The sequence below is a fragment of the Paenibacillus phoenicis genome (assembly GCF_034718895.1).
GTDB classification, from domain to species: Bacteria; Bacillota; Bacilli; order Paenibacillales; family Paenibacillaceae; genus Fontibacillus; species Fontibacillus phoenicis.
Genome location: NZ_JAYERP010000001.1, coordinates 2,483,124 through 2,508,751 on the forward strand (window position 1 = coordinate 2,483,124; position 25,628 = coordinate 2,508,751).

30 protein-coding genes are annotated in these 25,628 nt (G+C 49.3%); all 30 read right to left on the reverse strand.

What is annotated here, in order from left to right; genetic code table 11:
• Positions 1 to 2: 2 nt before the first annotated feature.
• Positions 3 to 1,499, reverse strand: coding sequence for a CpaE/TadZ family protein (locus tag U9M73_RS11615; RefSeq protein WP_323077390.1), 1,497 nt, complete (start codon positions 1,497 to 1,499; stop codon positions 3 to 5).
• 25 nt (positions 1,500 to 1,524) lie between these two features.
• Positions 1,525 to 1,716: a hypothetical protein gene (locus U9M73_RS11620; RefSeq protein WP_323077391.1), complete on the reverse strand. Its 192-nt coding sequence runs from the start codon at positions 1,714 to 1,716 to the stop codon at positions 1,525 to 1,527.
• A gap of 4 nt (positions 1,717 to 1,720) precedes the next feature.
• Positions 1,721 to 2,035, reverse strand: coding sequence for a hypothetical protein (locus tag U9M73_RS11625; protein WP_009226898.1), 315 nt, complete (start codon positions 2,033 to 2,035; stop codon positions 1,721 to 1,723).
• Entirely contained in the window at positions 2,032 to 2,820 is a 789-nt protein-coding gene (locus U9M73_RS11630; RefSeq protein WP_323077392.1) for a DNA adenine methylase, read from the reverse strand. Before U9M73_RS11630 ends, U9M73_RS11625 begins: the two co-directional genes overlap by 4 nt.
• Positions 2,821 to 2,868: 48 nt before the next feature.
• Positions 2,869 to 3,105, reverse strand: coding sequence for a hypothetical protein (locus U9M73_RS11635; RefSeq protein WP_009226896.1), 237 nt, complete (start codon positions 3,103 to 3,105; stop codon positions 2,869 to 2,871).
• Between the two features lie 21 nt (positions 3,106 to 3,126).
• Positions 3,127 to 4,083 (reverse strand): M23 family metallopeptidase, encoded by a 957-nt coding sequence (locus tag U9M73_RS11640; protein WP_323077393.1) that lies wholly within the window; start codon positions 4,081 to 4,083, stop codon positions 3,127 to 3,129.
• A 27-nt stretch (positions 4,084 to 4,110) separates the two neighbouring features.
• A complete protein-coding gene (locus U9M73_RS11645; protein ID WP_323077394.1) occupies positions 4,111 to 4,290 on the reverse strand; it encodes a hypothetical protein in 180 nt (59 codons plus the stop codon).
• 247 nt (positions 4,291 to 4,537) lie between these two features.
• The gene (locus tag U9M73_RS11650; protein WP_323077396.1) at positions 4,538 to 6,055 is read right to left on the reverse strand and encodes a hypothetical protein; all 1,518 of its coding nucleotides are present in this window, start codon (positions 6,053 to 6,055) and stop codon (positions 4,538 to 4,540) included.
• Entirely contained in the window at positions 6,052 to 8,544 is a 2,493-nt protein-coding gene (locus tag U9M73_RS11655; RefSeq protein ID WP_323077397.1) for an ATP-binding protein, read from the reverse strand. Before U9M73_RS11655 ends, U9M73_RS11650 begins: the two co-directional genes overlap by 4 nt.
• A gap of 33 nt (positions 8,545 to 8,577) precedes the next feature.
• Complete coding sequence (locus U9M73_RS11660) at positions 8,578 to 8,811, reverse strand: hypothetical protein (RefSeq protein ID WP_323077399.1); 234 nt, start codon at positions 8,809 to 8,811, stop codon at positions 8,578 to 8,580.
• Between the two features lie 8 nt (positions 8,812 to 8,819).
• Positions 8,820 to 9,518, reverse strand: coding sequence for a TcpE family conjugal transfer membrane protein (locus U9M73_RS11665; RefSeq protein ID WP_323077400.1), 699 nt, complete (start codon positions 9,516 to 9,518; stop codon positions 8,820 to 8,822).
• 4 nt (positions 9,519 to 9,522) lie between these two features.
• Complete coding sequence (locus U9M73_RS11670; RefSeq protein ID WP_036646570.1) at positions 9,523 to 9,780, reverse strand: hypothetical protein; 258 nt, start codon at positions 9,778 to 9,780, stop codon at positions 9,523 to 9,525.
• Positions 9,781 to 9,855: 75 nt separating this feature from the next.
• Positions 9,856 to 10,677 (reverse strand): conjugal transfer protein, encoded by an 822-nt coding sequence (locus tag U9M73_RS11675; protein ID WP_323077403.1) that lies wholly within the window; start codon positions 10,675 to 10,677, stop codon positions 9,856 to 9,858.
• Positions 10,678 to 11,553 (reverse strand): replication-relaxation family protein, encoded by an 876-nt coding sequence (locus U9M73_RS11680; RefSeq protein ID WP_323077404.1) that lies wholly within the window; start codon positions 11,551 to 11,553, stop codon positions 10,678 to 10,680.
• A gap of 176 nt (positions 11,554 to 11,729) precedes the next feature.
• Entirely contained in the window at positions 11,730 to 14,087 is a 2,358-nt protein-coding gene (locus tag U9M73_RS11685) for a type IV secretory system conjugative DNA transfer family protein (protein WP_323077405.1), read from the reverse strand.
• 240 nt (positions 14,088 to 14,327) lie between these two features.
• A complete protein-coding gene (locus tag U9M73_RS11690; RefSeq protein ID WP_127575628.1) occupies positions 14,328 to 15,029 on the reverse strand; it encodes a hypothetical protein in 702 nt (233 codons plus the stop codon).
• A gap of 76 nt (positions 15,030 to 15,105) precedes the next feature.
• Entirely contained in the window at positions 15,106 to 15,732 is a 627-nt protein-coding gene (locus U9M73_RS11695) for a hypothetical protein (RefSeq protein ID WP_127575629.1), read from the reverse strand.
• A 436-nt stretch (positions 15,733 to 16,168) separates the two neighbouring features.
• Positions 16,169 to 16,576 (reverse strand): hypothetical protein, encoded by a 408-nt coding sequence (locus U9M73_RS11700; protein WP_275693635.1) that lies wholly within the window; start codon positions 16,574 to 16,576, stop codon positions 16,169 to 16,171.
• 517 nt (positions 16,577 to 17,093) lie between these two features.
• Positions 17,094 to 17,894 (reverse strand): arsenite methyltransferase, encoded by an 801-nt coding sequence (locus U9M73_RS11705; protein WP_127575631.1) that lies wholly within the window; start codon positions 17,892 to 17,894, stop codon positions 17,094 to 17,096.
• Positions 17,895 to 17,967: 73 nt separating this feature from the next.
• A complete protein-coding gene (locus U9M73_RS11710) occupies positions 17,968 to 18,312 on the reverse strand; it encodes an ArsR/SmtB family transcription factor (RefSeq protein WP_127575691.1) in 345 nt (114 codons plus the stop codon).
• A gap of 18 nt (positions 18,313 to 18,330) precedes the next feature.
• Positions 18,331 to 18,504 (reverse strand): hypothetical protein, encoded by a 174-nt coding sequence (locus tag U9M73_RS11715; protein WP_164744107.1) that lies wholly within the window; start codon positions 18,502 to 18,504, stop codon positions 18,331 to 18,333.
• A 201-nt stretch (positions 18,505 to 18,705) separates the two neighbouring features.
• A complete protein-coding gene (locus tag U9M73_RS11720) occupies positions 18,706 to 19,203 on the reverse strand; it encodes a GNAT family N-acetyltransferase (RefSeq protein ID WP_371859502.1) in 498 nt (165 codons plus the stop codon).
• Positions 19,204 to 19,275: 72 nt separating this feature from the next.
• Positions 19,276 to 19,725 carry a MarR family winged helix-turn-helix transcriptional regulator gene (locus U9M73_RS11725; protein WP_127575633.1) on the reverse strand — a complete coding sequence of 150 codons (450 nt, stop codon included), beginning with the start codon at positions 19,723 to 19,725 and terminating at the stop codon, positions 19,276 to 19,278.
• Between the two features lie 58 nt (positions 19,726 to 19,783).
• Positions 19,784 to 20,842, reverse strand: a complete 1,059-nt coding sequence (locus tag U9M73_RS11730; RefSeq protein WP_127575692.1) for a flavin-containing monooxygenase — start codon at positions 20,840 to 20,842, stop codon at positions 19,784 to 19,786.
• Positions 20,843 to 21,061: 219 nt separating this feature from the next.
• On the reverse strand, positions 21,062 to 21,496 hold the full coding sequence (locus U9M73_RS11735) for a protein-tyrosine phosphatase family protein (RefSeq protein WP_127575634.1): 435 nt from the start codon (positions 21,494 to 21,496) through the stop codon (positions 21,062 to 21,064).
• Between the two features lie 27 nt (positions 21,497 to 21,523).
• Positions 21,524 to 21,802, reverse strand: coding sequence for an iron-sulfur cluster biosynthesis family protein (locus tag U9M73_RS11740; protein WP_127575635.1), 279 nt, complete (start codon positions 21,800 to 21,802; stop codon positions 21,524 to 21,526).
• A gap of 41 nt (positions 21,803 to 21,843) precedes the next feature.
• Positions 21,844 to 23,607, reverse strand: coding sequence for an arsenical pump-driving ATPase (arsA, locus tag U9M73_RS11745; RefSeq protein ID WP_127575636.1), 1,764 nt, complete (start codon positions 23,605 to 23,607; stop codon positions 21,844 to 21,846).
• 19 nt (positions 23,608 to 23,626) lie between these two features.
• Positions 23,627 to 23,986: an arsenite efflux transporter metallochaperone ArsD gene (gene arsD, locus U9M73_RS11750; protein ID WP_127575637.1), complete on the reverse strand. Its 360-nt coding sequence runs from the start codon at positions 23,984 to 23,986 to the stop codon at positions 23,627 to 23,629.
• 61 nt (positions 23,987 to 24,047) lie between these two features.
• Positions 24,048 to 24,467: an arsenate reductase (thioredoxin) gene (gene arsC, locus U9M73_RS11755; RefSeq protein ID WP_127575638.1), complete on the reverse strand. Its 420-nt coding sequence runs from the start codon at positions 24,465 to 24,467 to the stop codon at positions 24,048 to 24,050.
• 14 nt (positions 24,468 to 24,481) lie between these two features.
• Positions 24,482 to 25,543 (reverse strand): ACR3 family arsenite efflux transporter, encoded by a 1,062-nt coding sequence (gene arsB, locus U9M73_RS11760; RefSeq protein WP_323077416.1) that lies wholly within the window; start codon positions 25,541 to 25,543, stop codon positions 24,482 to 24,484.
• Positions 25,544 to 25,628 lie beyond the last annotated feature (85 nt).

Genomic DNA, 25,628 nt, shown 5'->3' on the forward strand with positions numbered 1-25,628 from the left:
CTTCACCTTCCTGATTTGAGATGTGACGCCAACCGAGGTAACCATCCTCGTTTTTCACGAAGCGACGCCGTTTCCCGTCCCATCCACCGATCCACAAGCCGGCCCACCTGTACATGATAAGGGCTGCTCGGGGAAGATAAGGTCCACTCCCCGCTTCGCACGGACCGGTAAACGGTTGGATCTTCCGGCAACTCCAGTACTATCGGCCACGGCAGCCGTCCTTTCCAATCTAGTTTGGGAGCAGGCTCCTTCAGCCGGTTCCATACCAGATACAACTCCGGTGTCGGGCGAAGGCCGGTTAGGAACGGCTTCACCCGATCCAAATTGAACAGGCTGGCCGGCTCGTCCGTCGTGATCAACATCAACTGGTCTGCCTGCTCCAAGGCCAGTCGGGTCAGCCTGTCCAACGAAACAGGCAGGTCAAGCAGCACAACATTCGTTTCTTCCTTCAAAAAGTGGAGGATGGCCTGCAGCTCTTCCGGTTGCAGTAGGAATTGCCCTGGCAAGAGCGGCGCTGCGACAATGGAAAAGCCCGCCTTCGTTTGAAGAAGACAGGCCCGTCTGGCTTTCGGATCGTCGATCCGGCGTACAAGGTCGACGACCGTTTTTTTCGGCTGTATGCGCATGAAAGTAGCGACCGTGCCGTTCGGATCCAAGTCGAAAATACAAGCTCGAAGCCCTTCCTTCGATAATCGAGCGGCCAAATGGAGCAAAAGCGTCGTTTTTCCCACGCCGCCTTTCGCAGCATAAACAGCAACAACCGATGGCAGGTCCGGAGGTGTTCGGGATATGTGCGGCGTCAATTCAGGTTCGTTTAGGGTGAAGGCCGGTTCCGGTTCGTTTCCAATGTTCTCCGTTTCAAGCCCGTTCTTCTTCCCCATTGATGTATCCGCTGGTTTTGATTGGTTGTCCGTCTGTGGCAGCTCATACGGAAAACTGCCGTTCTCCGGCATCTCCAGAAAAGCAGGGGCGGGAACAACCCTGGCGGATAAAGCTTTCGGTCGAGATGGTTCCACTTCGAACCGTTGCCGCGCCTTTCGCTGCGAGAGCGGAACATCAATGGATACAGATTGCGATTCAGCCGTCTCCATTTCCGTAAGTGGCAGGAAAGGCGCTTCTTCCGTCTGAAAAACAAGCGTTCTTCCTAAGCTCGAAAGGGCAGCCGTGGCATCCCGCTCGGTTTCACACGCTGGTATAAACCGGGAAAACAGCCCGTTCGTTTCTTCTTCCGCTGTCACCGTTCCGGCAATCCCCAACGATTTGGTTTGTTGCTCTCCCCAGTCACTATGGTCTTCTACTAGCAACACGACCGGCACTTCTCTTCCCTGGACAAGCCGTACGTAGTCCTTCCATTTCCCGACCATGGCATCTACCACGACAACGCTCATTTCCGACGTGATCCGTTCGGGATCATGAACAAACTTGACTTCGTAGCCCGACCGGCGAATCCGATCCACCCACATCTGTCGTTGACTTAGACGAAATAGTGCGACCCGCAACTCCAGCACCTCCTTGCCATATCGATCACCATTTCCTCCGCGGCTCCAGTCTTTTGTCTCGATAATAGACGTCCACTTTCAGGCGTGCAGCCAAATAGAACGCAAATTCTTCCGCATCCGCAAATGTGTTGCGCCTGTCCATCTCATGCGGATTCCCGTCTTGAACAAACAAGACGGCAAAGGTACTTCCTTGATCTGCAATTTGAATCTTGTCCATAGGATTATATCCGTTTAAGAATTGATTCCACGGTACGATAGTCGATGACACAAACATAGCGGGCGTAATCGTACCCCTGAGGGTCAACGGCAAGTACCCGTTTACGATCTGTAAAGATAAGAATAGGCTCACGGCAATGCTGCCGGATCAGTTCATCCGATTCCAGGGCAATGATATTCTCCAGTCGTTGTTCGGTAATCACAAAAACGGGTGCGGAAACGTAAGTCTCGTGCGGTCTTTCCGCATTCATCTCGTAATGAGGAAGAAAAGGTTGCTTACGGTATCGATTAAAAACGCGGACATCAACTCTCAAGTTCATCCCTCCGTTTGCAAATTAGGCGTATAGTTCATAATGAACAGTTCCTTCACAGGCTGCCGTCCTTTCGTTTGCTTCGCAATGGAATAGCGGGTTTCAACGCCCTCAATTACAAAAGGGGCGTACCACTCCCGAATGGTCGGATGGTCGTTAATACTCAGCAAAAATTTGCCCTTAATGCCGCCCAAGAGCTCACGTAGCTTCCGGTGATCGGATTCGTCGAATTTGTACAGATAGCCGGAGAGTCCCAAGTAAGGGGGATCGCAATAAAAAAAGGTATCCGCCGAATCGTACCGGGCGAGTACCTCTTCAAAAGATCGGTTTTCGATATAAACACCAATCAGCCGTTCATGAGCAACTTTAAATTTTTGTTTGACGTTGGACATATCGTATGCCGGCTTGCTTCGTGTGTACCCCCAATCGTCGGCGTCGTTGTACTTCCCGCCAAAATGCGAGTAGACACGGTAGTAAAAATCATACGCTCGGGTAACCGGGTCGCGTTCCTGATCCCGTCGTTTCATGATACGTTCAAATTCATCACGGGCATAGAGTGCCCACTCAAACCGTTGGGCAAGCCCTTCCCAATCTTCTTGAATCACCCGAAAAAAATTGACCAGTTCCGCGTTGATATCGGAATAAACTTCCACTTTGGATCGTTCCTTGCCAAAGAGCACCCAGCCCCCGCCCCCGAATACTTCCGCATAAACGACATGCGGTGGAAAGCGCTGGATAATATCTTCACGCAGCCTGTATTTGCCGCCTTGCCACCTGATGGGACTTTTCAGCACAGCTTCACGCTCCCTTCAATATTCACCAAACATCGATCCTTCCCGGCTTTAACCAGAGGAAAGCAACGCCTCCATGCCTGTTGCCAGCAACGTGGTTGCCGTTTGACCAAAAATATGCAGCCGATAATCCGGAACCTCGAGCAACTGTGCCAGATCCAGCGCGTGCCGGACCGCCTGTTGCCGCTCTTTCCGGCATCCAAGATCAAACAAATTGACGCCCGGCAGCAAACCGATGATCTGAATCACACCACGCATTTCAATCACATAGATCTCAATGTTTCGCACGTCATCCCCTTCTTTCTTTATTCATGGCTCATCCAATTGCCGGAAGTAAGGTAGTGGATCCACTTTTTGCCTGTTCACCCGAATTTCCAAATGTAGGTGAGGACCGGTTGATTTTCCCGTACTGCCCACCCATCCAATCACTTCGCCTTGCAGCACCTGTTGCCGTTGACGTACGCCAATGTCCGTCAAATGCCCATACAAACTGACCAAACCGTTTGCATGTTGCAACAGAATCGCGTTGCCGTATCCGGTGCTGCCGCGGATGACTTGCGTCACCGTTCCGCTTTGCACGGCTAACACCGGTGTACCCCGCGGCGCGGGAATATCGACTCCTGCATGAAATGCTCCCTGCTCTCCCGTAACCGGATCTACCCGATAACCAAATGGACTGGAAATCGTCGTGTACCCTGCCACCGGCCATAGCCACGTTCCCGATCTGGACAGCATGGCCGCATATTCCTCTTCTTTCCGATACACCAACGCCACCTCTTCGCTGCTTCCGAACCAAACAGCGAGCGCTTCATCCGGGTTCTGGGCGGTCAATTGCAAATAATTTGCCAATGAAAAAATCGCATCGTAGGGATTATCCGGATCGATCTTCCCGTCGCTGTCCCCATCCACGCGATAACCCTCCCACAATGAACGCGGAAATCCTAAGGCTCCGATCGTGTCGCTTCGTTTGGCTTTCTTCACCCCAAAATCGGTTGTCACCTGATGAATGGCCGCAAGCCGCGCCCAGGAGGCGTGCTCTTGTTCGGCCTGGATGTAAATTGGCAGCAGGAATAAAGGAATATCGAATTCGGGAGTGTCCGGTACCTCAATGCCCGCCATTTTCGAGGCATCCGATGTCGTGACCAGCGACCCGAGCAAAGCAAAAACAAGAATGAAACCAAGCAATAGGGCCGCGACGCCGGTCACGCCCAAGCTGCCGACGATCCACCAGATGACTCGCTTTCTAAGTAAGCTCCCCGTTTCCATCCGTTTCACCTTTGGCACATAGTTAGATTAATCTTTCTCGTACTCTCGGATCATGGCCGAATCGTCGAGCACATAGCCATTAAATGCAAGCTCCAAGGCCTTTTTTCGGCTATGCCCTCGCTTCTCCAAATCCTCCACGACAAAGCGAATCATCGCATCTCGGCGGGTGAGCCGTTCCATCTTCACCGGGTCAAAATCCGTACGCATACGGTCTTCCTCCTTTCAAAATCCAACCCGCTCGGGTACGTAAATCCCCGTAGTGCTCCAAGAGCGAGCAGTTGGATGCTTCACCCATACATGGCCTGAGGATATGACCAATAGATCAATGTCCCGCCCTTGTACGTTTCCTCTGAGCAAATGCCCATGCGTTTGCCGTTCCATAACGAACCGTATCCAGCTTCAGCTCCCGCTTCAACCAATCGGCCAGTCGTTCCATCGTCCGCTCCCCTTTCCTTTATTTCAATTTTTTTATGATTTTTTTGGCGCGATCCTTGGTTTTTTTCCACGATTGCTTCACTTCTCCAACATGGTAAACAATCTCGCGTTTTGAAACGTCATACATCTCATGCGGTGTTGGGGCCTGGAAGATACTAAGCATTTGTTTTAATATCTTTTTGCGGAACAGGAAGGCGCAGAAAAAGAGTAGCGCCACAAAGATTTGCTGCAGGATCAAAATGCCGGAGCCGCGCGCCACCACATCGGCGACAAGCAGCGTGAACCCCATATAGAAGCCGTAAATCACTTTCGTGCCAAGCGTCCCGATCAGCCAACCTACCCAACGGCGGACAAAAGCAAAGCCGCGCTCCGGAAACAAGCCGAGGAGCAACACCACCGGTGCGAGGATGAGAATGGCCAGCGCCATTTCCTGTGCCAAGACCAGAATGAAAGATACGGTTCCGACAAAAAGCAGCAGGGTCAGCGTAGCGACAAGGGCAAGTATCGCAACCAAACACCGGATGGCCGCCGAACCGCCCATAAATAAGAGCGCCGTATCCGCATGGTCGCCATGATCCACGTTTTCGTCGCCCATGACTTTCCGCAAAATGTTCCGTTGATCCATACCAGGTGCATACTGACGCATCAAGTGCGCCCATTCATCCCCGACCTGTGCATCGATCGTCACCTCTTCTTCTTCCGCCAGGTCCTGAACGGCTTCGACTTCCTCGGCAGTCATGCGAACGTCGTCCGAGTCCTGACGATTGAATTGACCGATCAACCAGGGACGGTCAACAAACAGCTGCCAAAGCCGGTTGGATGTGGCCAACAGTTGCTGGTCCGCTGCGCCGGCAAGTCCCGCCTTCAGCTCCTCCCCGGTCACACGCTGATACGGTGCGGCAAGCGCCCCCATCGTCACCTGCGTCAGTTGGTCCAGCGTTTGTGATACCGCGCGAATGCTTTGTCCCGCGTTGGTGAAAAACCAGTAACTGCCGACCAGCACGACAATCGAGCCGATTACGCCGGACGTCAATCTTGTCGTCTGGTTGTTCCAGTAGCCCACTTTCACCATCCAGGCAGCCAGCAGCACAAGCGCCCACGGTAAAAACTTGCTGAACAGTCCGGTGCGCATGCCGTCCATCACCGGCAAAATCAGCGACAATTGTTCATTGACCAAATCCGTATGAAACCCCAGTTGCATAAGAAAAATACACAATCGCGTAATGAACGCATTGAGCATAAACAGTCCGTTTGCTATCCAGTTGAGCAGCAACGAAAAAGGATCATTCAGCTTCATTTTCCATCCGGACCACTCAATCAAATCGTAACCTAAGTCCCAGATATAGCTGTCGACCGGATACTGGCGGTAATCTAATGTTCGATCTCCCGGTTCGATGCCCATTTCGCGTTCGCCGGGCAGCAGTTGATCGAACATATCCTCGGGTGCATCGGCATAGGCAGGAATGGAGCTCAGAAACACAATCAGGCCAGCAATGAGCAGCACCGTCAATAGCCCAATGCAGCATCGTCGTCTCAACGGTTCTCCCTCCCTTCCATTTCGCCGGCTTTCGGCGTTGTATTAAAAATGGTGAGCAAATCATCCGGCGTCGGCTCAATATGCACCCGTCCGATTCGACCTGTAATATCCTTCATATAGCAATCGCCGGCTTTAAGCTCCCGGAATGCCTGGATCATGTCCTCGTCCCCCCGATCCAAACCGAGCAGCGTCAAATTATCCGCAATCGCACGCGGATCTTCCGTCCGGAAACAAAAAATGGAGCCGAGATTATTTCTCGTCTCCTCGTCCGCCACATCGCCGGGGTTTTGGGTCGCAAGTAAGGGCACGACCTGAAAGGAACGACCCATCCGGATGATTTCATCGATAAGCAACGCGCCTTCCGGAAAGGCGCGGAGTATCCAGCTCTCATCAATACCGAAGATTTTAAGTTGATCGCTTGGACGGTAAAACATATATTCACGCCCTAGTGCCGCAACCAAATACATGATACCAATGCCGAACCGCTCGTTCGGCGTCAACGCCTGCTGCAGCCGTTCGGTTCGTTTCTTCGGCAAAGGTAACCCGGCAAGCGTGATGACGATAAACCGCGCGCCGCTCATATTCGCGTTTTCTTCCCCGTCATGGGCGAAAATAAATTTGCCGAACGGACTTCGCGAATAGGACAACAGCCGGTTCACACAGCGCCGCGCTTCCACCCGGATCGCATCAACCGGCGAATCGTTCGCAATCCGCTCCATTTCCCGTATGAAGACATGTAAGTCCCTCTTGTCTTGCTCGAACGTACGCTCCACGGCCTCCATAATGGCGTCGGCCCGCTCGTCGTTCCGAGTGCCCTCCAACAGCAGGCTGAGGAAATCCAACACGATGCTGTGCGCACGTTCTTCGCTTTTCGACATTCGGAACGGATTGAATTTTGTTGTCGATTCCGCCGAAAAGTTGAGCCGCACCATGTTTTTTTGAATATCCGGGATGAGCGCAAAACAGCTATCCTCATCCTTGGGGTCGATGGAAAAGACGATGCCGCCTTGATTGTACCCGTGATAGAACAACGTCTTCTTCAACACCGACTTTCCCGAGCCGAGCGTACCGACGATGACGATTGCCCCGGAACGGTTCAATTCCTTGGACATCGGACGCTTCAGGTCGAGCAGCACCGGGATACTGTGCAATGTCCGTCCGATATAGTCCCCGTCCGGATCGCCGATTTCCCGGGATCCGTGCAGCATGCCCACCGCCAAAAACTTCGGGTCCATCGGGATGCGGTTTTGCTTGTCCATCGCCGCTCCTGGCAAAAAAAGTTGAAACGCCCGCGCCTGATCCGCCGGAGAACGAACGATGCGAATTTGCTTGGTCGCGTACAGCTGCAGCAACTGCGCTGCGCGCTCCTCCAGTTCCTTACGAGAGCCTCCCGACACATTAAGCCATGCGGAAGACCAGACGAGCGGCATCCCTTTTTGCAATTTGTTCTCCAACACACGTCCGCGTTTGCCTGCCCATTCCAACGTGATCGGCGTCTCTTCGGACGCTTCGGCATATTCCCGGCGCTGGTCTTTCAGCACCTTCCGGTTGCGCTGCAGACCGCCGGCCGCCTCGTGCGGCGTTTGCACCTGAAAGTGTAGGCTGACTTCGGCGGGAAACGGCAGGTCCTCGAGCGCATACAGCCACTCGTCGCCAATTGCCAAAATCTCTTCCGGCACATCGACAACCGAAAAGAACGCTTGATAACTTCTTAAGCTTTCTTCGTCCTGATCGTCATGATGGACAACCAGCGTCTTCATCTTCTCTTCACTGACCAAATCGGAAGCGAGCAAAATCGGCAGCGATTTTTTCGGGCGGAGCAGCACTCTGTCGCCTCTTACCCGCACTTCACGCATCGCTTCCGGCGTCAAGATCAGTTCCGGCTCCTGGGAAAGTCCTCGGAAGAAGCCCCGGCGAAGCAACCATTCAATTTCTTGCGGACCGCATCGTTCGCCGTTTAAATGATGGTAAACGTGATTAAACTGCAGGCTCTCAGCGGATTTGGCCATATGCAGGCGCTCTTCCTCCAGTTCGCCGCGCTGACGGTACCAGAACTGCTCCTGAATTTGGCTCAGAAAAGCGGCGGCCAGTTCCTTTAACGTTTGGCCCGTTTTTCGAAACCCGGACAAATCAACTTCGGGAAACTGTTTTTGCACGTCGGAAAGCTGCACAATCAAATAAAGCGATCGCTGCCACGGTCGACGTGCGTCAAACCGTTGCATGACCGCCTTCACATATCGTTCGTGCTCCACGCCCTGCCCTATTCGCCGCCGTCGCCAGTGTTCGGCATCCATCATCCGGGTTACCGACAACAACTGTCCATAGCCATGATAGCTATGCAAAAACTGCTGCATCTGGCTGACCGTGCCGCGCTTTTTCTCCGCAGACTGGTAGGCATACGGCTTCAGCGGTATGCGATACACCGCCCACGGTTTCAGAAGCGAATCGAACAGCAGGTTTTGCTCCCAGTACAACACGGGGCATTTCAACTTACTTCACCTCCTGTCATAAAAGGAGGGCACTTACCGGATCCAGATGCGGTGACGGTCGGCAAAATCGTACATGCGCTCGAGCCATTGATCCAGTTCGTCCGCTGTCTGCGCCGTGCGAAAACTCGCTACATACGGGAACGAACGGAAACAGACTTCACGGCTGAGCCGATCCGCAATCATCCGCCCTTTTTGCTCCACACTTATCGACTCGTCCTCCAAAATATCATCGATGCCGATCGACACATGATGACGCCAATTCCCCATATCCGGTTTCACCTCGCATGGATGTCGGCTCTTACTTGAGCCTTCCATTGTTCTTTGCCATTCTCTTTGAACTCCCGCTCCAATTGGAGCGGGGTGGTCCCGTACAACACACGATGTCCCTCGAGCCAGGCAGGCGGTACAATGGCCTGTTTCGGCTGCCGTTTGAGCGGCATGATCGACAAGCGGCCTGATCTTACCACCCAGCGCATGCGTACAAGTGCGGGAAGGAAGAGAACCCGAAAACCTTCCACCGTTCCAACCAACACTCCCTTGCGGCCGCACCACTCCTCGCCTCCTTGTTGAAGCGGCAGCCGTTCATAAGGACGGCAGTACCCGATAAACCGAACCCGATGGGTACCGCCAGGTTGGCGGACCGCCTGCCAACGGACCACCCATTTGGGCCGAACCAGAAAATGAACAATGTCCCGCAAATAGCGGGGCACCGTTTTGCCCGCCGGATCCAGTTTGACCGTATAATAAGCCGCGGCGACCGGACCGACCGTCATTGTGATCACCCGATCGAACGGAAGCACTGTAAGTACGGGCAAGATGTAACAAAAAATGAAAAAGACGATAAGGAAGACAAGCCACATGACGACGCCATCTTGCCGGATCGGCATCCATAACCTTATATCCCCAATATGGTAGATGAGCGGACGAACCCGATATAAGGCACGATACGATTCCGCTTTCTCCTGCTCGTTCATCGTGTCAGCCCCCCGTCGTATCCGTCAGCCCGTCTACCGAAATGCCCAGCGTTTTGAGTACATAGAAAGCTAAATATTTGGCGATGCCGGGTGCAAAAACAAAAATACCAAGGATGATTGAAAGCATAATGTGCGACCAAAGCCGATTCGTTTCTCCGTTGGCGTACATTTTCACACCACGGTAGATAGCGATCGTCAAGAAAATCGCCTGCAGCAATCGTTTCAACACGAGCAAACCGGTTTGGACAAAATCCCCATCCATATCCCTCACCTCCAGGTCTAACCAATGAATCGTGGTCCACGCGATCATGTTGATGGCTCGGATTTCGGTAAGTTATTACTGCATAGCCGCCACAAAAAACTTTTGATTTTCTTCCGTTACCTTCATTCGCCACACCTGCGCCAAACGAAAGCCGGTCGATGCGTCCTCGACGGTAAATGAAACCTTAACGTCATAAGGTCCTTCTCCGGTCGCTTCCAAACGATCTAACGCTACAAAACGCAACCGGCCGTTTAGCGGAACCATTTTGGCGTCTGCCGTTACATAATTGAGCAGGCTGCCAGCATCCTTGCTTTCGCATATCGCTTTCAGGAAACTTTCCATGGCCGGACGCATCCGCTCTTTCACCGCGGCGGATGCCGCTGCTGCTTGCGGAATCTTCGGAACAACTGGTGGTTCCTGTAATGATCGAATGATCGGCGGATCGGTGACCGCTGCTCCTTTTGTTGCTTGAACCCAAACCGGCACTTCAACCTCCCACATCACCCGCTCCGGATTGGCGGCAATAACGCGAACCCGGACCCGATAGGACGATCCGCCGCTAGCGGCGATGGTCAAAAACTCCGATGCCATCACCTGTTGACTTCGAGTGTTTGATTCGGCCTGTAAGGCAGCGACACGGGCAAGCGCATCCGGATTGACATAGGGCTGCAGCCGCTGCACTCGCTCTTCCGGCAATTCCCCGCCGTCCCAGAACATCCATTCCCGGGCAAACCCGAGCGCCGTTTGGATCGCCATCTGCTGCTCGGCCGTTCGTGTGAGCAAGGCGGGGACTGGATCGGTTTCCGTGCGAAACAGCGTAGAAACCGCCCCCAAACAGGAAAACATTAGCATGCTCCACAGGAGCAGCTTCGGCAGCCAACGAAATTCCAAGTCCATTCACCTCCCTGCAATCGGGGACGGCTCACGCGGCTGTTTGCCGAGAAGCGGCAAATCTGCCTCTGCGGGCGGCAGCAGCGGCATCTCTTTCAACCGGATGCGCGACTCTCCCACTCCCCACCAAAGTGCTTCCTCTACGCCTTTTCGCTTCCATTCGCTCTCGCTGATTGCCCAGACGTTCGGCAACGGACGACCAAGCAGCGGCCCTTCGCCGAGCGCAGCCCAAAGACGCAACAAACGCTTCGGACGCGACTCGATCTTGGTCACGAACATGACATGCACTGCCGCAACGGACCGCCACGCAGAGGACAACACCCGTCCATACAGCCACAACTTGTCCTGTAGCTTCCATTGGTTTTCGCTGCCGGTATCGTACTCCACATGCAGCACAAGCCGTCCCCGTCCCGGAAGCACATAGGTGCATAATCCGTCCGGACGCAGCAGCATCGTTTTTTTGCCGGACTCTTTGAAATGAGCGTATTGTTCCGCGGCTTCCCGGGTCGACTGCCACTCCGTTATACCTTCACCTTTATGGTGCAAACTGTGCTCAATGAGAGAAACAAAAAAGGCGTTGGTGCCGTACACATGCTCCAGTTGCATCGGCAGCTTCTCCCAAGCTTTGGAACGGAAACCGTCTTCTTCGCCGGCAAGCAGCGCGGCGGTTTTCGCCCCTTGGGCGGTCAGACCGTATCCTACATGGTTGAGCCGAAGGAAGGGAAGTGGAATGCTGCGAATTAACCCTTGCCGGTTCAATTGACTGGCCATCGCGTAAAGCGTAGGCAACCGGTAATTCAGAACGATCGCCGCCTGTTTGGCGGTCATCGGTCCGTATCGGTAAACCAGTGCAAGCAGCTCCTTTTTTGCCGCTTCGTACATGTCTCTCTCCTTTCCGCGCAGATGAGAGTAAGTCCGGTTCAGCACGACCGCCGGCTCATGCGTCGGTTGCGGTCTTGCGGCGATGTTTCCATCTAACCGGTTATCTCCATCTTTATCTCAGACTTGATCTCAGTCTTGATCTCAGTCTTGATCTCTGACTTTATTAGGCATGAGCCTTACTCCGGATCGTCGCGCCGCCAACCGTTAAGCGGGGACTGCGGTCCTTCTCCGATGTTCATTTCCCGCTCGACCGTCTCAATCGATCGGCCATCCTGTTTGTCCGAATGCGCCCACGCTTCCCGAATCCAGGCTTCGTGCTTCATAGGCACGATCTCGTTTTTCACCGTAAACAGCTCAAGACGCCCTTCGTGTCCTTTCGTGCGCACAATGGCGTGCAGCTCGGCCAGGTTCATCAAATCGGTATTTGTCACCTGGGGTTTCAGCCAACGCGACAATTTGTCCGCGTCCGGCCCGCCGAGTTGCAGCAACATTAGCGTTCCGACATTGCCGAGAATCGCCTCCAGAATGCGATCGGATAATTGGGTCAAATACTGGGTGGCCAGAAAGAGCGACAAGCCGAACTTGCGGTCTTCGGCCAGTATTTTCGTTAAAATGTCCGTCGCAAACAAATGGACTTCGTCGGCAAAGAAAAAATGCGCTTTGGACTTGTGCTGTGGCCGCTTGCGGCAGGTGAAATGATAATCTATGAAAAACAGGCTGGCCAGAATCTTCAGTAAATCCGGGACGCAGCCGCTGCCGTCGATGAGCACGATATGGCCCTCGTCCATCGCCCGCCGGGTGTCGATGCTGCTGCGCTCTTGCCCCAGCATCCGCCGCGCGGTCGGGTACGTCGTTAAGGCACCAAGCTTGTTCATGATGGGACCGAGATGATCGCCCAGATTTTTGATTTGCGCGAACTCGTCCAACCAAAAATGGCGCAGATGCACGTCGAGTTTCGGCAGCAATTTTCTCCGGTAGTTCTCGTTATAGAAAATATCCATAATGCCCAGTATCGTTTGCGGCGGCACCGATAACAGACTCAACACGGCATTCCGTAAATAATGCTCCGCCCGCGGGCGCGAACCCGGGAACAATTGCTGCAAGGTGGTCACAAACTCCCCGGTCAACGACTCCCGTACATCCGCATGCGCGTCTTGAAACAAGTTGAAGCCGCGCGGTCGTTCGGTAGCCCCGAGCGGAATCAGGTGCAGCTTCGGATACAACTTTTTCGGGATATAACTCAGCAACGTTTCAATTGCCCCGCCGTGCGGGTCGAGAAACGTAAAACCGGGCGCTTGGTCCGACTTCCGCTCCAGATCTTCAACCATACGGGTCATGATCGAGAGCAGCGTAGACGTTTTCCCGGAACCGGTCGTGCCGGCGAGAAACGCATGCTTGAGCATTTGACCCAGCGGCATACGAAGTTCCCGTTCCTGGCCCGGTACGTTGCTTTTCCCGATGTAGAGGCCGTGGTCGAGCCCAGTGGGAGCCGGTACAATTTTTGCATGCATCTTCTCCATATGCGCGGCGGCCGGATCGCCAAAAGCAGGAATGCGCAGCCAGTAGCCCAGTTCCTCCGAAGCGAGCAATAACTGCTTGGATGGCGTTCCCGGTGCGAATACCTGCTTTTTGCCTTTTACCGGCCGCAGGACGATGCCATTACCGCTTCGCATCGATTGCAGCATATCGTTCATCGTTTGCAGTCGCGCTTTGGCCGAAGAGGAACGAATCAGCACGCGAAATCCGGTCCACAGCCCGATTTCATCCTCATCCTGTTTGCTTTGCAGCGTCCGCATCACGTTTTGCTGGTAGGCGGTCAATTCCCGCGGCCGTGATTTAGCCTTTTGGTTCGTGTTCATCTCCCGCCAAATGGACTGTATGGACACCGGCTCATTGGCCGGGGAACGCAGCCAGTTCTCGGCTCTGCGGACACGGCGCTGAAGGAGCCGCTTGCCCGCTGGCGCAAATGCCAGCTCCAGCCACACCTCCTCACCTTCCGCCAGTTCGCCTGCACCCATCGCGGCGATCATTTCGTTCAGCGGATCTTTGCCGGTCGGATGGATACTTGCAACGGAAAGAGCGCCCTTATACGCCGGACGGCCTTCGGCAACGATCACGTTTTTGCCCGAACCAGCGGTAAACACGGGTGTCTCGACCGGAAGCAAATACATTCCGTACACCTGTGTGTGGAACCCGGTACGAAATCCCATCCAGCGAATGTCGGGGACAGAAACGTAGATCCGTACCCGTCCAGCAGGTCCTGCACACTGGATCAGGAAACGAAAATAGAGTTGTCCATACCGAAGACGCTGGAATCGGGGAAGCCCAAGTCCGCTGATATGCCGGGCAAATCGCGTTGCATTGGCAAACTCCATAGGCGTGGCATTAAGGGAGGATTGAATTTCGAACCATAGCGTTCGCTTGTGCTGACCTTGGCCGGGCTCGCACCAGCTTGGAAATAAAAAAGAGAGCATCGCTGCTCCCCTCCCCTCGATCTTCCGCTCCTCAATTGTCGAGATATTGGATGGATCCATCACTCCTTTCCCTTCAGGAACGACCGGTGAGCCCGATCAGCCCTGAAAATGAAAAAGACAGGCCGTCCGGGATGCCCGGGAGCCTGTCCACACCTTTTTGACACTATCAGATTAACAGGATTACGTGACCTTGTCTTGTCCCTTTTCCTGATCATTTTGTGACCTTGGATTGACCTTTGATTTTTGGTAGCTTTAGCCCTCTACTCGAGTCGAATTATGATATTGACTCACTTATCCGACTCAAATAAACCATCTTAATTCTTTTCGAAAGAAAGGAACCCCTTCCGTATTTTCATAATCATAAACCATTAAATAGAGTTTACTAACTTGATTTGCTAACTGAATTATTAGCTGGTCTTTTTCTATTTCTCCCATTTTCAAACCACTAACATCGAGATATGCAGGATATACAGCCGTGGACAAAGATGAACTCTTGATCAAATAGGTAAAAAACTCATTTTCAATAACCTCCCTTTCATCACCTTCTATTTCAAAACACCCTAGCTGGCGATAATCATTCTGAAATTTTCTACCTAGAATAAAGTGGCCAATTTCATTGTTAACCAGTTTTTCTTTAATCATTCTTTCAAAAACTTTATAAGCTATATCTTTGGCGTCATTAACTTGAAGACCGCATGGTTCCCCGTATTTGGTCTTTGTTACAGTAACAGAATCAAAAATCATGCTAAACATTAAAGCTTCATCATCCACTTTATTAGTGATAAAGAAGGAGTAATCTTCTATACTGGAGCTTCCTAGTTCTCTTTGATAAAAATAATGCCTAGCCAGAATCCCTTGAATATTGATCATGTTGATCAGGATTTCTCTTATTTGCTCTTCATCAGTCGTTGAAATAACAGGCAGTTTACGAACAACGAGCTGGTTTGGAGAAAAAAAGGAAGTGTGGTTTTCTTTCATTTCGTTAAAACTAATCTTTTTCATATCCTCACCATTTTCTTTAAAAATGGAAATAGGTGAACTAACTACTTAGTAGTTAATTCACCCAAGTCCTCCCTAATTAATTAGCATTAGCAGTTTCAAAAATAATAGATAGAGGTGCGGGCGATAAAGGGTCTGTCTCTAAAAAGGAGACCGTTAAATCACTGGCCCTTACTCGAACCTTTTCAACATCTGAAGGTATAACAAAATCGTCACCAACTTTTGCTGTACGTAGTCTTGTTGCCGTAAAAGTTGAATTTACATCTTTATCGAGGTATGTGGCAGGTGAAAGTACAGAAGTATTTGTAACAGTAAAATTCCCTTTTAACCCTTTCAACCAATCACCTGTTACAACCATCGTATAAAACAATTCATATTTGTTTGTACCAACATAGTTGTACAAACTCATAGTTAATCCTCCAAAGACAACATCACTAGCGGTAATTGAGCTATTAGGTTTTACTAAAGGAATAGTTGCATGGAAGTTGCCGTTTGCATCACGTTGCAGGACAACTCCATCTTCCTGAAATTGGGCAGGAAGCATTTCTTGTAATGGTACTGTTGTTATCTTTGCCTCTTTACCAGCCACTTGCTCTTCATAAACTGTACCGGCAACTTGAGTGGTTTCACCCATACCATATGCGCTTGTCGCAATAGATACTACGAGCATAATACAAAACAAAGCAGACGAGAATATCTTCTTCATTTAGATTCGAAACCCTCCCATTTTTTGAAGGCTGGCCAGCGATCAATTATTATTTTGTAACAATTCCATTATATCCCAATATATCAAGTTTTGTTATAACATAAATACAATTATTTCGAATATTCTATGTCATTATCCAAATATAGAATATATTTCATAAAAACATCTAGATAGTGATAAGTTATATAATATGTTAATTCTAGTGAGTTTAACTCTTTCTGAGAAAATAGGCAAATCGGGTGAAGATTGACCCGACTCATGGCAATCATTTAGCAAGTTCCAACGGACGACAGAGCCCTGATCCACCACAAGCGGAAAGCCTAACCGTTCGTCTGAAGAGCACCAGTATTGAACTTACCACCGGATTGCCAACCGCTACCATAATTCAAGGAGAACAAGGTTCCTAATCATTTTGTGACCTTCGATTGACCTGACCTTATTCCGCGGAATCGTCCGATGAATCCACATCCGAATTCGCTTCTTTATCATCCACGAATAAAATGGAAGCCTCTCCGCCTACAAAGCGGTAAATGTGACTGAGCAATCGTTTCCGCCGCTTATAGAACATGCGGTGCGTTAAGCCCAGCTTTTCCATGACAAGCATGGAAGGCAGACGGCGCATGTAACGCTCTTCCACAAATTGCTGATCTTCCTCTTGCAAGGAGTGAATCGCGGCTTCCAGCACATCAATCCTCAGTTCCATTAAAGGGATTTCTACATTTTGCAATTGTAAACGGCGGATTATCTCGTTTAATATTGCTTCGTTTTTTTGACCCTTGCCGTAGATCGGGACCAAATCGAATTTTTGTGTAAGCCCCGGGATACGTGACAACTGTTCCCGCATGGACTCCAACTGCGATTTCCAAACCGGTAAAGTGAATAACCAGTTTTCGACGCGAGTGAACGGGATCGGTCGGCTCACTGCCCCCACCCCCGTTGCCGGATACGATGACGAACTCTACCATACCAATCGTGACGCATCAATTGGGCGTAAAAGGCTTGCGAATAGCTGGCTCCACTCCGCTTTTCAGGCTTGTTTGATTGACATTGCGCCGGCAAATTCGGTTTATCCGTCTCGGAAAGAGAAACTTCCCTGAAAGACTGCCCCGCATTAACGACTTCGTGCTTCCCCATCATTTTTGCTCCCTTCAAATTCATGAATGGGCGCGCGCTTGACCTTATTGTACGGGGAAGGTCACGTTTCGGTAAGGCGACTCTTTTTGTACAACCTTTTTACAAAAGGTTGTATATTTTCCTGGAACCCCCATGGGGTATATGCATAAGAATATCAAACAAAAATAGCACCTGCCAACGTGGTTGAAGGTGCTATTCATGGCTTTTGTGCAGTTTCTTAATCCTACTTAAAGTTTAACAGCTTTGATAACGGCCGATTGAATGTAATCCTCCATGCTCGCCCCAGGAACCCAGTCCTGAATGAATTCGCGGGACTCATCTTTCGGCTCAACAACAATATCGTTAAATCCGCTCGATTGAAGCATTTCCCTGACTTCAGCCACGGTGGACGCGCCGGATATGCAGTTTGCTAATGAATCAAGATCACCCCGGATCTCTGCCGGTAATTCCGCTGTCGTCACGATATCCGAGATGGCTAAGCGCCCTCCTGGTTTTAATACCCGGAAAGCTTCACGAAAGACTTGCTCCTTATCGGGAGAAAGATTTATGACACAATTAGAGATGATGACATCGATCGAGTTATCAGCTATCGGGAGATGCTCGATTTCGCCAAGCCGGAATTCAACATTCCGGTAGCCGTTCTTTTGCGCATTGTTGCGGGCACGGCTTACCATCTCTGGTGTCATATCAACACCGTAAACTTTGCCGGTCTCTCCCACTTGCCGGGTAGCCAGAAAACAATCAAAGCCTGCTCCGCTTCCCAAATCCAGAACGACTTCCCCAGGCTGAAGCGATGCGATCGCTTGAGGATTCCCGCAGCCTAGACCAAGGTTTGCCCCTTCCGGAGCCGCTGATAGTTCTTCATTGGAATACCCCAATTTCGCTGAAACTTCATCGGCCGTACCGGAGTATCCGGATGCCGATGTGCTAGCCTGGCAACAACTTGCATTGGAATTGCTTTGGATCGCAATTTGCTTGTATCGGTTTCGTACATGCTGGCGTACATCATCATTCTTTACTTGGCTCATGGAACATCGCTCCTTTTTTAATATATCAATTTTTTTTGATTAAATGTACGGATTAAAAACCCACCATGTGGGCTTATGAACAGCATCCGCTTGAATCGTCCAGTTTGCGGAATATACAGCACAACTCGGGAGATAGCAGTCGGTTAACCTCCGCGTGATTTAACTCATAATAGCTCCAAGTTCCTTTCATTTCTCGGAAGATCAAGCCGGCATCAAGCAAGATTTTCAAGTGATACGACAATTTAGATTGCGGCATATCCACGATTTCTACTAGATCACACACGCATATGCTGCCCTTTTGTGTAAGTTCATACATAATTTGCAGACGCTTTTGATCCGCGAGCGCTTTGAATTTGGCTTCAAACTTGGCAAAATCGATCGTCTCTCCGTCTTGTTCAAGGATGGGAAGTTGTATCATCATGCCCTCTACCTCTCCTTAGCAGCAAGCGGCGCAACAAGCCGCGATCGGCTGCAAGACCACCGACGTCGAATTGTTTTTACTTCCCTTAAGGCTATTGGTATCCAACCACTTCCACGCCTGTCGCGCCCGCTCTTCGATTTCTTTTTGCTGAAATTTCATCAGTTGTTCCATCACGTAATGGTTCATCATCGGACGAACCTCCATTCATCAAAATTTCTTGATGAATAAATCGTAGCATGCAGAGCTGGTAAAATCAAGATTAAATCAAAAATAATTGATTTAATATCGTGATGGTCTCGATAAGCACTACTGCAACGTAACTTTATTGAATCTTAACGTCATCAAACGGCACTGGGGATTTGATGCGAGACGTGAATAGAGCTTTTTTTATTAATTTATCCCCACAACTTCGCTTCGTCTCTCCATAAATAGAACATCTCTCCAAACACCATTCATTTTGCCGATCTTTTCCCGACGACCTACCTTACGAAAACCATGCTTCAAATGAAGAGCTAAACTTGCCGAATTTTCAGGAAATATTCCGGTTTGAATAGTCCAGAACCCTCTATCTTCGGCGATTTCTATCAATCGACCAAGAAGAATATTCCCCACGCCTTTACCGCGTGCATCCTGCTTGACATAGATACTATTCTCTCCGACACCCGAATACACACATCTTGAGGATACAGGGCTCAATGCTGCCCATCCGACGATCTTGTCACCGTCAAGACAAACAATACTGCACTCCAGGTCATGGCTGGAGTACCACTGTTCTTTAGAAGGTGCGTTCATTTCGAAGGTTGCGTTACCTGTCATTATGGCTTCTTCATAGATAGATTTAATGGCTTCCCAGTCTTCACTGGAAACGAGACGAGTTAAGAGCATCATATTCCCTCCACTACTTATTTAGCCATATTATAAATATTATTTTTATCGCAGGTAGTTCGGATTCATAACCGGTCACCCGATTGGGACGGAACAACATTTGTTGGATTTCAACATTGCTTCATTCAACAACTTAATAGAGTGAATTACAGTATCTTTTTCAAAATCGCTCATCTGCGAAAAAATTTCATTCAAATAGTCATTCATTTGTTGATCAATGGTAGCAGCTACGTATTTACCTTCTGTTGTAAGTGAAAGAACAAAAATTCTTCGATCCCCTGGATCGGGAGTCTTCTTTACAAGATTCATTTTAATTAACGTTTGTATTTGACGACTAAATGTCGTAATATCCGTACCTAAAGCTTCCGCTACTTGCTGAATGGACGGATTATGCTGACGATCTATTTCGTAAAGAATGTGACTTTGAACTAAAGTTATGTCGCAACCACCAGCTGAACAACAGTTTTTATTCAAAAAACCAAAACGGCGTGTCATGATTTGAAATAGTTCTCGAACGTTTTCCATTCCACTCACCTCAATTTTATTTATACTTTATACTACTTGTGTTTTTCAAATATATTGTTTATCGACTGTTAAGATGATGCGAAAGCCGTTTCACAACAAACTTCGCATCCGGTCCGACTCCTCTTAATGTTGCGGAAGAGAAAGAGCGTTGTCCCTCGAGTCCCACATAATAAAGTCCAGGGATCTTACTGATACCGGCTTTATGGATTGGCCTTCCTTCTCCATCCAGAGCGCCTATCGCTCGTAGGTAGGGGAATCGCGGCCGATAACCTGTCGCGAAGATGACTGAATCCACCGGTTCTTTTGTCCCGTTTGGCCATACAACTCCATCTTCATAAAAAGAGGTAAACATCGGCTGTTGATCTGGTTTTCCTGCAAGGATACGCTCCTTATACCGTCCCGTATCGTTCACCGCACTTGAACTTGGTGCCGATTTCCCGAATCTCCAAAATGGGAAAGTATCAAAACCAATAATTCTAACCCAAAAATGAATATCCTTCCCCCAAACCTTTTGATTCATAAATTGAACCGGCTGCAAAACAGCGAGAGACGTTTTACTCACCTCAGCCAGTTCAACACCAATTTGTACCGCCGAATTCCCTCGTCCTACCACGACTACTCGCTGATTTCGAAATGAGCCCGGATTTTGGTATTCCGAGGAGTGAAGTGTTCGTCCTCGAAACATCTCCTGACCAGGTATTACCGGCTTGTACGGATTATGAAATGAGCCGTTTGCATTAATGATAGTACGAGCTTGAAACGTATCTCCTGAAGTTGTTTGTATGGTAAATCCATGCTCATCCTTTTTAACCGATTCCACGCGTTGATTCGTTCTTATCGGTAACTGAAATTCCTTCTGATAACTCTGCAGATAACGAATAACTTCATCTCTGGCAGGGTAATGATTTGGATCTCCGGGGAACTTCATCCCGGGCATGGATGAAAATCGAGCTGGCGAGAATAATTTTAGGCTGTCATAATAGTGCGGCCATGAACCGGTTGCTTGGTTATTTGCCTCTAGTATCAGAAAACGTAGCCTTTTCTTTTGCAAATGATATCCTGTGGCCAACCCCGCCTGACCTCCTCCAATCACGATCGTGTCCAGTACATCCATGATGTAAAGCACCTCCATTATATTTGCATTCTACAACTTAAAATAGATAAAAATACCTCTTCATTATTGCGATAAGTCCAAAATACTCGCTTAATAAGTGTAGGGACTATGTATTATATATACTTCATAAATTTGCAATATGCAACTTTTATTTTATTTTGTATGAGTATCTTTTAACAAAAAAAGAAGCCTCCAATATATCAGGCTTCTTTTATTGAATGATTAGTTCCGATTCGGGTATAACGTTCTAAGAGCATCACGCATTTCCGGTTTTATCGCAATTTCAGAACGAATGGACTTGACCAAGCTTTCTGCTTCTGCAACACTGGATGCTTGGCCGAGTTCAAGCATCAATCCGGTAGCTACAGTCCCTGTCCGATTGCGGCCGCCTGAGCAATGAAAATACACTTTCTGATCATGGTCCAATCCTTGTTTAATCGCTTGAATGGCTTCTGCGATCGAAGTTTCTTGTCCGCATGTATCTTCGACAATAGGATAATGATGCCGCATAACACTTTTTGGAAAATCATTTGGCTCCTTACCATCATCCCTTAAGTCATACACATCGGTAATGTCCTCATTCCGCAGCGCTTCCTGCAATCCATCAATTCCACCAATAAATACTTTGCCTTTAACCAGTTCATGGTAATGAGCCATGTTTTCTCTCCTCTCCATATATCAAGCTTAGCAGCAGTTGCTTCCGCCGCTAATCACTAAGCCTGCACCTTCTTCATCTTGTTCAAGATCCAATGTCACTTGGCTTACCAATTCTTCAACTTGAGGATCGATCGCTACCTCAATATTATTGATGCTTTTTACAATATCCGTTTCCTGAGCGTTTTCGAGCGCCAATTGAAAGCTCGGACCGCAGCAACCGCTAGCAAGAACAAATCGCAGCGTCGTGACTCCGGCTTCCTTCATCATTTCTTCAATATAACTTTTGGCTCCATCTGTAATAACCATGACATATCAACCTTTCCAATCTAATTAGATTCCTCATCCAGCTAAGTAGGCTCCGCAATCAGTTTTTTCAACTGCGTATACCCTTTAATTTCCTCAGGCTCCCATGGAATAATCACCGTATGGTGGTTTGACGTTTCATTAATTTCCTGGATCCAGGATTGTTCGGACCGTGCGCGACTTTGCAGGACAGGGTCAGTCGTTCCAACAGCGGCAAAGCTTTGATTAATGACCCACCATTTTGTCGGTATGCCGGCGCGTTTCAAATCATCATTCAATCGAACGGCCTCATAATAAGGAGTAGCTTCAGCCAAAGTGACGATGACCACACTGGTTTCTTTCGAATCCCTCAAACGAGGTAACAACTTTTGAACGGATGGCGGTATCTGACCGGATGAACGCTCAATTTCCTTATGATATTCCTGAGTGGCATCGAGCAGCAACAAGGTATGACCGGTTGGAGCTGTATCGATCACCACGATTTCCTCCCCGCTTCGGTCTACCAATTCAGCAAAGGCTCTGAAAACCGCGATTTCCTCCGTGCACGGTGACCTTAAATCCTCTTCCAAGTATGCGAGTCCATCCTCATCAAGCAAATCCTTGTTTTGATCAATGATTTCCTCCTGGTATTTTTGCACTTCCACCTTGGGATCAATCCGGCTCACCGTGATATATTCAGACTCCTGAATGACAAAATCAAGATGTGCGGCAGGATCTGTCGTACTCAGATGCACCCGGTGACCACGTTCAGCCAGCCCGACGGCAATCGCTGAAGCGACCGTCGTTTTGCCTACCCCGCCTTTTCCCATGGTGAAGACCACGCGGGTTCCGGCCGAATCCAAGTCTTGAATGAGTTTTTGAAAGGACGGTATAGATATCTTTTGATGTACCCCTGGAACCGTTTCTGAGACATTGGGCTCAAAGAAATCGCGTAAATTTTGCAGCCCGGTTACATTAAAAGGAGCCATAGGAATTTGGTAAGTCGGAAGCGCTTGGATCACCGGCGGAATTCGCTCCATCGCTTTCAACTGTCTTTCGTAAACCCCTTTAGATACGGGGTCGCCCGGTTTATATTGATTCAGAACACCGTTGATCACGAGATTCTGGTGATGAATACCGATCCCTTTTAATTCAACAGACGCCCGGGCTGCCTCGGTAAGCGGGGATTCGTCCGGTCTGGTGACGATCACCAGCATGGTTTGTTTCTCATCCGTTAAAGTTTGGACCGCTTGCTCATAAACTTTCTTTTGATTTTGCAAGCCGGCAAGCGGGCCTAAACAAGAAGCACCATGTGTGCTCTCATTAAGAAATCCGCTCCAGGCCGTGGGAAGCTGCAGCAGCCGCAACGTATGGCCCGTCGGTGCAGTATCAAACAGAATATAATCGAATCGATCCTTAAGCTCTTGATCCGTCAACAGAGCCGAAAATTCATTAAAGGCAGCAATTTCAACAGTACAAGCACCCGATAACTGCTCCTCCATCGTTGCAATCACCGTGTCGGGCAGTTTACCCCGATACGGATCGACCATGGACGCTTTGTATTCCGCTGCCGCGGTTTCGGGATCCAAATTTGCGGCATACAGGTTATCCACTCCATCTACTTGGACAGGATGATTCGTAAACGCCATGCCAAATACGTCCTGCAAATTCGAAGCTGGGTCCGTGCCGACCAATAACACCCGCTTACCGGAATCGGCTAAAGAAATAGCCGTTGCGCAAGCCGTCGAAGTTTTCCCTACCCCGCCTTTACCAGTAAAGAACAGGTAAGGAGTTAGTGGTATCGACAGTGGATCAAACCGAGTTGGCATCTTCAAATCCTTCTTTCCTTTACGGTTGTACTTTGATTTCCAGACGAACCTTTGGTTTCTTGATGAGTTCATCTTCGGATAGTCCCGTCCAAGCACACAACTCTTCATTGCTTGGATAGTTTCGTTCCTTAACCACTTGTCCGTCCACGATGACAATCGGTAACACATCCGGACCTTTGTCGGAAAGCAACTGCTCCACCAACGAGTTAGCCACAAAAGCTGCAGGTTCACTTGCCAAATTATAACGAGTCACGGTAAATCCTTTTTTGTTCAAATTGTTTACCGCGATGGAAATGCGGATCAACTCAGGATCTACACCAGGGCCGCAAACTCCCGTTGAGCAACACATCGCCGGATCATAGATTTCCATATTTCTCATGAAAAAGCACGCTTCCTTTCCCATAGAAAATAGCCGAGAGTCCTCTCGGCTGTTTTGTTTATTACTCGCCAGTTTCGGCAAACTGTTTGATACGCGCGCCAACTTCATCGCGTACTCTTTGGAACACGGCCCATTTCTCTTCGTCCGTGCCTTGCGCTTTTGCCGGGTCGTCAAATCCCCAATGCTCGCGTTTTACATGCGGAGGGGTCATCGGGCAGCGATCTGCAGCGTCGCCGCACAAAGTGACGACCATATCGGCATTGTTAAGCAGTTCCATATTAATGATATCCGACGTTTGTGCGGAAATGTCGATGCCTACTTCCTGCATGGCTTTAACGGCATTAGGATTCAGTCCATGGGCCTCAATGCCTGCGCTATATACGTTCCATTGATCACCCAAATATTTTTTGGCCCATCCTTCAGCCATTTGACTGCGGCAAGAGTTCCCTGTGCACAAGAAATAGATCGTTTTCTTTTCCATGATTCATTTCTCCTTTATGGTTGGGTTAGTTCAGCATCAAAATACTTGCGTTTGAAGCGTAAAGCCACATTCACTAATGCGATTAATACCGGCACTTCCACTAGCGGTCCAATAACGGCCGCAAAGGCTACACCCGAATCAAGGCCGAATACGCCGATCGCCACCGCAATGGCAAGTTCGAAATTGTTACTGGCTGCCGTAAACGACAGTGACGTAGCAACGGGATAGGATGTCCCTGATTTTTTGGAAAAGAAGAAGGACACTACGAACATCACCACAAAATAGATGATCATCGGAATCGCAATGCGTACAACGTCCAGAGGCAGCGTTACGATCAGATCCGCTTTTAATGAGAACATGAGAATAATCGTGAACAATAAAGCGAGCAGGGCAAGCGGGCTGATCTTGGGAATTAGCACTTTTTCGTACCATTCCGAACCCTTTAATCGGATCCCAATCACGCGCGTCAATAATCCGGCCAGAAAGGGAATTCCCAAATAAATCAGGACGCTTTCGGCAATTTGCCCCATGGAAATATTCACTTCAGCCCCTTGGACCCCAAACCAGCCGGGCAAGACCGTGATAAACACATAGCTAAATACCGAGTAGAACAGAATTTGAAAGATGGAGTTGAAAGCGACTAACCCTGCGGTGTACTCCGGATCTCCTTTAGCTAAATCACTCCAGACTAGAACCATAGCGATACATCTAGCCAGGCCAATCATGATGAGTCCAATCATGTATTCCGGCAAATCGCTCAAAAACAGGAAGGCCAAGAAAAACATTAAAATCGGACCGATGATCCAGTTTTGCACCAAAGAAAGCAGCAATACCTTCCAATCTTTGAAGACTCGGCCCAGCTTCTCGTATTTCACTTTGGCTAACGGCGGATACATCATAACGATCAGGCCGACCGCAATCGGAATCGAGGTGGTTCCCACTTGCATCCGCGACAATATATCCGCAAAATTAGGAATCAACGTTCCGAGGATCAGTCCAACTCCCATCGCCCCAAAAATCCAAAAGGTCAAATAACGGTCGAGAAAGGACAATCTTTTTGTTGCGCCTTGACTCATTTCAAGTACCTCTCCTTTATTTCTGCCTTAAGAAACCCTTCATATAATATAATTATACACTTATTATTATATAAGTAAATAATAA

Coding starts and splice junctions, on each gene's coding strand:
- U9M73_RS11640 (WP_323077393.1), bottom strand. CDS start 4,083: ATGGAAACGGGGAGCTTACTTAGAAAGCGAGTCATCTGGTGGATCGTC.
- arsC (WP_127575638.1), bottom strand. CDS start 24,467: ATGGAAAAGAAAACGATCTATTTCTTGTGCACAGGGAACTCTTGCCGC.
- U9M73_RS11720 (WP_371859502.1), bottom strand. CDS start 19,203: ATGATGCTCTTAACTCGTCTCGTTTCCAGTGAAGACTGGGAAGCCATT.
- U9M73_RS11690 (WP_127575628.1), bottom strand. CDS start 15,029: ATGAAAAAGATTAGTTTTAACGAAATGAAAGAAAACCACACTTCCTTT.
- U9M73_RS11700 (WP_275693635.1), bottom strand. CDS start 16,576: ATGCGGGAACAGTTGTCACGTATCCCGGGGCTTACACAAAAATTCGAT.
- U9M73_RS11725 (WP_127575633.1), bottom strand. CDS start 19,725: ATGGAAAACGTTCGAGAACTATTTCAAATCATGACACGCCGTTTTGGT.
- U9M73_RS11685 (WP_323077405.1), bottom strand. CDS start 14,087: ATGGATCCATCCAATATCTCGACAATTGAGGAGCGGAAGATCGAGGGG.
- U9M73_RS11620 (WP_323077391.1), bottom strand. CDS start 1,716: ATGGACAAGATTCAAATTGCAGATCAAGGAAGTACCTTTGCCGTCTTG.
- U9M73_RS11710 (WP_127575691.1), bottom strand. CDS start 18,312: ATGATACAACTTCCCATCCTTGAACAAGACGGAGAGACGATCGATTTT.
- U9M73_RS11705 (WP_127575631.1), bottom strand. CDS start 17,894: ATGAGCCAAGTAAAGAATGATGATGTACGCCAGCATGTACGAAACCGA.
- arsD (WP_127575637.1), bottom strand. CDS start 23,986: ATGAGAAATATGGAAATCTATGATCCGGCGATGTGTTGCTCAACGGGA.
- U9M73_RS11665 (WP_323077400.1), bottom strand. CDS start 9,518: ATGAACGAGCAGGAGAAAGCGGAATCGTATCGTGCCTTATATCGGGTT.
- U9M73_RS11670 (WP_036646570.1), bottom strand. CDS start 9,780: ATGGATGGGGATTTTGTCCAAACCGGTTTGCTCGTGTTGAAACGATTG.
- U9M73_RS11660 (WP_323077399.1), bottom strand. CDS start 8,811: ATGGGGAATTGGCGTCATCATGTGTCGATCGGCATCGATGATATTTTG.
- U9M73_RS11680 (WP_323077404.1), bottom strand. CDS start 11,553: ATGTACGAAGCGGCAAAAAAGGAGCTGCTTGCACTGGTTTACCGATAC.
- U9M73_RS11740 (WP_127575635.1), bottom strand. CDS start 21,802: ATGGTTATTACAGATGGAGCCAAAAGTTATATTGAAGAAATGATGAAG.
- U9M73_RS11695 (WP_127575629.1), bottom strand. CDS start 15,732: ATGAAGAAGATATTCTCGTCTGCTTTGTTTTGTATTATGCTCGTAGTA.
- arsB (WP_323077416.1), bottom strand. CDS start 25,543: ATGAGTCAAGGCGCAACAAAAAGATTGTCCTTTCTCGACCGTTATTTG.
- U9M73_RS11645 (WP_323077394.1), bottom strand. CDS start 4,290: ATGCGTACGGATTTTGACCCGGTGAAGATGGAACGGCTCACCCGCCGA.
- U9M73_RS11625 (WP_009226898.1), bottom strand. CDS start 2,035: ATGAACTTGAGAGTTGATGTCCGCGTTTTTAATCGATACCGTAAGCAA.
- U9M73_RS11715 (WP_164744107.1), bottom strand. CDS start 18,504: ATGATGAACCATTACGTGATGGAACAACTGATGAAATTTCAGCAAAAA.
- U9M73_RS11735 (WP_127575634.1), bottom strand. CDS start 21,496: ATGGCTCATTACCATGAACTGGTTAAAGGCAAAGTATTTATTGGTGGA.
- arsA (WP_127575636.1), bottom strand. CDS start 23,607: ATGCCAACTCGGTTTGATCCACTGTCGATACCACTAACTCCTTACCTG.
- U9M73_RS11675 (WP_323077403.1), bottom strand. CDS start 10,677: ATGGACTTGGAATTTCGTTGGCTGCCGAAGCTGCTCCTGTGGAGCATG.